The following is a 4,447-nucleotide window of genomic DNA, read 5'->3' on the forward strand; positions in this document are numbered from 1 at the left end:
GCGCGGTGGTCCCACCTGACCCCATGCCGAACTCAGAAGTGAAACGCCGTAGCGCCGATGGTAGTGTGGGGTCTCCCCATGCGAGAGTAGGGAACTGCCAGGCATCAAATTAAGCAGAAGGCCCAGTCGGAAGACTGGGCCTTTTTGCGTTTCTACAAACACTCCCTGTCGTCATAACTACAAGCCATCCCCCCACAGATACGGTAAACTAGCCTCGTTTTTGCATCAGGAAAGCAGCTATGAACCACTCCTTAAAACCCTGGAACACATTTGGCATTGATCATAATGCTCAGCACATTGTATGTGCCGAAGACGAACAACAACTACTCAATGCCTGGCAGCATGCAACCGCAAAAGGACAATCCGTTCTTATTCTGGGTGAAGGAAGTAATGTACTTTTTCTGGAAGACTATCGCGGTACGGTGATCATCAACCGGATCAAAGGTATCGAAATTCATGATGAACCTGATGCGTGGTATTTACATGTAGGAGCCGGAGAAAACTGGCATCGCCTGGTAAAATACACTTTGCAGGAAGGTATGCCTGGTCTGGAAAATCTGGCATTAATTCCTGGTTGTGTCGGCTCATCACCTATCCAGAATATTGGTGCTTATGGCGTAGAATTACAGCGAGTTTGCGCTTATGTTGACTGTGTTGAATTGGCGACAGGCAAGCAAGTGCGCTTAACTGCCAAAGAGTGCCGTTTTGGCTATCGCGACAGTATTTTTAAACATGAATACCAGGACCGCTTCGCCATTGTAGCCGTAGGTCTGCGTCTGCCAAAAGAGTGGCAACCTGTACTAACGTATGGTGACTTAACTCGTCTGGATCCTATAACAGTAACGCCACAGCAAGTATTTAATGCGGTGTGTCATATGCGCACCACCAAACTCCCTGACCCAAAAGTGAATGGCAATGCCGGTAGTTTCTTCAAAAACCCTGTTGTATCTGCTGAAACGGCTAAAGCATTACTGTCACAATTTCCAACAGCACCAAATTACCCCCAGGCGGATGGTTCAGTAAAACTGGCAGCAGGTTGGCTTATCGATCAGTGCCAGCTAAAAGGGATGCAAATGGGTGGGGCTGCGGTGCACCGTCAACAGGCGTTAGTTCTCATTAATGAAGACAATGCAAAAAGCGAAGATGTGGTGCAACTGGCACACCATGTAAGACAAAAAGTGGGTGAAAAATTTAATGTCTGGCTTGAGCCTGAAGTCCGCTTTATTGGTGCATCAGGTGAAGTGGGCGCAGTGGAGACGATTTCATGAAGGATAACACCGTGCCACTGAAATTGATCGCCCTATTAGCGAACGGTGAATTTCACTCTGGCGAGCAGTTGGGTGAAACGCTGGGAATGAGCCGGGCGGCTATTAATAAACACATGCAGACACTGCGTGACTGGGGCGTTGATGTCTTTACCGTTCCGGGTAAAGGATACAGCCTGCCTGAGCCTATCCAGTTACTTAATGCTGAACAGATATTGGGTCAGCTGGATGGCGGTAGTGTAACTGTGCTGCCCGTTATTGACTCCACGAATCAGTACCTTCTTGATCGTATCGGAGAGCTTAAATCGGGCGATGCCTGTGTTGCAGAATACCAGCAGGCTGGCCGTGGTCGCCGGGGTCGGAAATGGTTTTCGCCTTTTGGCGCAAACTTATATTTGTCGATGTTCTGGCGTCTGGAACAAGGCCCGGCGGCGGCGATTGGTTTAAGTCTGGTTATCGGTATCGTGATGGCGGAAGTATTACGCAAGCTGGGTGCTGATAAAGTTCGTGTTAAATGGCCTAATGACCTCTATCTGCAGGATCGCAAGCTGGCAGGCATTCTTGTGGAGCTAACTGGCAAAACCGGCGATGCGGCGCAAATAGTCATTGGTGCCGGGATCAACATGGCAATGCGTCGTGTTGAAGAGAGTGTCGTTAATCAAGGGTGGATCACGCTGCAGGAAGCCGGGATCAATCTCGATCGTAATACGTTGGCGGCCATGCTCATACGTGAATTACGCACGGCGCTGGAACTCTTCGAGCAAGAAGGATTGGCACCTTATCTTTCGCGCTGGGAAAAGCTGGATAATTTTATTAATCGCCCAGTGAAACTTATCATTGGTGATAAAGAAATATTTGGCATTTCGCGCGGAATAGACAAACAGGGCGCTTTATTACTTGAGCAGGATGGAATAATAAAACCCTGGATGGGCGGTGAAATATCCCTGCGTAGTGCGGAATAATAAGATAGGGGAGCATTAGCTCCCCTGAAAATTATTTGCGTAGCCTGACCTCTTCTACCGCATGATTAGCACTTTTCGTCAGGATTAAACTGGCGCGCTCGCGAGTAGGTAGAATATTTTGCTTTAAGTTCAGCCAGTTGATCTCTTTCCACAACGTCATGGCAGTATTAATCGCTTCTTCTTTAGTTAATTTCGCGTAGTTATGAAAATAGGAATCCGGGTCTGTAAAAGCCCCTTCGCGGAATTTCAGGAAACGGTTGATATACCACGTCTGAAGTAAGTCTTCCGGTGCATCAACATATATCGAAAAATCGACAAAATCAGAAACAAATACATGATGTGGATCGTGTGGATAATCCATCCCGCTCTGTAAGACATTTAACCCTTCAAGAATTAAAATATCAGGCTGAACAACCGTTTTATCTCCATCCGGGATCACATCATAAATAAGATGCGAGTAAACAGGTGCTGTAACGTTTGGCACGCCGGATTTGAGATCGGAAACAAACTTCACCAGGCGATGCATATCATACGATTCCGGGAAGCCTTTCTTCTTCATCAGACCACGTTCTTTCAGTACCTGATTAGGGTGAAGGAAGCCATCAGTCGTGATCAGTTCAACACGACGATGTTCCGGCCAACGGCTTAATAGCGCCTGCAATACACGGGCGGTTGTACTTTTCCCCACCGCGACACTACCAGCAATACTGATAATGTAAGGAATGCGTTGCCCGTTGGTACCAAGAAACTGTTCCAGAACTGCCTGACGGCGCAGATTCGAGCTTATATAGAAGTTCAGCAAACGTGACAGAGGTAAATAGATCTCGGCAACTTCTTCTAACGAGAGATCTTCATTAATACCTTTGAGACGGGCGATCTCATCTTCCGATAACGTCATAGGTACGGAATCACGCAGAGCTGCCCACTGGTTGCGGTCAAACTGTAGGTAAGGCGTCATTAACGTTTGCTCTTTTATACTCATAAGCATGTTTCTGGCGGTCATAGCTCTATCGGCAAAGCGATATTTGCCATGGCGCGTCACAGTTCTGTTGAATGGGTTAATGGGCAGGAGGGTAACACCAGATGGGGAGGAATAATAAGAAAAAATCTCTCCCAGGAAGCTATCGTTGAAAAGCACTGTGACAGATATTCCATCTGATAAAAAGAATTATGGTTTAGCAGGAGCGCATTGTTGAGCACAATGATGTTGAAAAAGTGTGCTAATCTGCCCTCCATTCGGCTGTTTCTTCATCGTGTCGCATAAAATGTGACCAATAAAACAAATTATGCAATTTTTTAGTTGCATGAACTCGCATGTCTCCATAGAATGCGCGCTACTTGATGCCGACTTAGCTCAGTAGGTAGAGCAACTGACTTGTAATCAGTAGGTCACCAGTTCGATTCCGGTAGTCGGCACCATCAAGTCCGGTGGGGTTCCCGAGCGGCCAAAGGGAGCAGACTGTAAATCTGCCGTCACAGACTTCGAAGGTTCGAATCCTTCCCCCACCACCAATTTCGGCCACGCGATGGCGTAGCCCGAGACGATAAGTTCGCTTACCGGCTCGAATAAAGAGAGCTTCTCTCGATATTCAGTGCAGAATGAAAATCAGGTAGCCGAGTTCCAGGATGCGGGCATCGTATAATGGCTATTACCTCAGCCTTCCAAGCTGATGATGCGGGTTCGATTCCCGCTGCCCGCTCCAAGATGTGCTGATATAGCTCAGTTGGTAGAGCGCACCCTTGGTAAGGGTGAGGTCGGCAGTTCGAATCTGCCTATCAGCACCACTTCTTTTCTCCTCCCTGTTTTTTCCTTCTGTTTATTGCATTCAACAAGTCGGGCATGTTGCCTGGTTGATGTGGTGATATCACCGATTTATCCGTGTCTTAGAGGGACAATCGATGTCTAAAGAAAAGTTTGAACGTACAAAACCGCACGTTAACGTCGGTACTATCGGCCACGTTGACCATGGTAAAACAACGCTGACCGCTGCAATCACTACCGTACTGGCTAAAACCTACGGCGGTGCTGCTCGCGCATTCGACCAGATCGATAACGCGCCGGAAGAAAAAGCTCGTGGTATCACCATCAACACTTCTCACGTTGAATACGACACCCCGACCCGTCACTACGCACACGTAGACTGCCCGGGGCACGCCGACTATGTTAAAAACATGATCACCGGTGCTGCTCAGATGGACGGCGCGATCCTGGTAGTTGCT

The 4,447-nt window shown here is 47.9% G+C and carries 4 protein-coding genes, 4 tRNA genes and 1 rRNA gene; 8 read left to right on the forward strand and 1 reads right to left on the reverse strand.

All coding sequences use genetic code 11. From position 1 onward, the window contains the following. The 3 genes from rrf to birA form a co-directional block, all read left to right on the forward strand. Positions 1–103 (forward strand): 5S ribosomal RNA (gene rrf, locus ACJHWK_RS23755); the annotation flags it as partial. Between the two features lie 136 nt (positions 104–239). Next, positions 240–1,268: a UDP-N-acetylmuramate dehydrogenase gene (murB, locus tag ACJHWK_RS23760; RefSeq protein ID WP_001016683.1), complete on the forward strand. Its 1,029-nt coding sequence runs from the start codon at positions 240–242 to the stop codon at positions 1,266–1,268. Continuing rightward, complete coding sequence (birA, locus tag ACJHWK_RS23765) at positions 1,265–2,227, forward strand: bifunctional biotin--[acetyl-CoA-carboxylase] ligase/biotin operon repressor BirA (protein ID WP_000654638.1); 963 nt, start codon at positions 1,265–1,267, stop codon at positions 2,225–2,227. The genes murB and birA overlap by 4 nt, the downstream gene beginning before the upstream one ends. Positions 2,228–2,258: 31 nt before the next feature. On the opposite strand, the gene coaA is transcribed toward birA, so the two are convergent. Further along, positions 2,259–3,209 carry a type I pantothenate kinase gene (coaA, locus tag ACJHWK_RS23770; RefSeq protein ID WP_000023085.1) on the reverse strand — a complete coding sequence of 317 codons (951 nt, stop codon included), beginning with the start codon at positions 3,207–3,209 and terminating at the stop codon, positions 2,259–2,261. A gap of 361 nt (positions 3,210–3,570) precedes the next feature. Between coaA and ACJHWK_RS23775 the strand changes: the two genes are divergently transcribed. The 5 genes from ACJHWK_RS23775 to ACJHWK_RS23795 form a co-directional block, all read left to right on the forward strand. Continuing rightward, positions 3,571–3,646: transfer RNA gene (locus ACJHWK_RS23775), tRNA-Thr, on the forward strand. 8 nt (positions 3,647–3,654) lie between these two features. Continuing rightward, positions 3,655–3,739: transfer RNA gene (locus ACJHWK_RS23780), tRNA-Tyr, on the forward strand. Between the two features lie 116 nt (positions 3,740–3,855). After that, positions 3,856–3,930, forward strand: a tRNA-Gly gene (locus tag ACJHWK_RS23785). 6 nt (positions 3,931–3,936) lie between these two features. After that, positions 3,937–4,012, forward strand: a tRNA-Thr gene (locus ACJHWK_RS23790). 114 nt (positions 4,013–4,126) lie between these two features. Continuing rightward, positions 4,127–4,447, forward strand: a 321-nt coding sequence (locus ACJHWK_RS23795; RefSeq protein ID WP_000031694.1) for a GTP-binding protein, incomplete at its 3' end; no start/stop codon positions are given.

This window comes from Escherichia sp. WS547 (assembly GCF_046486065.1).
Classification (GTDB): domain Bacteria; phylum Pseudomonadota; class Gammaproteobacteria; order Enterobacterales; family Enterobacteriaceae; genus Escherichia; species Escherichia coli.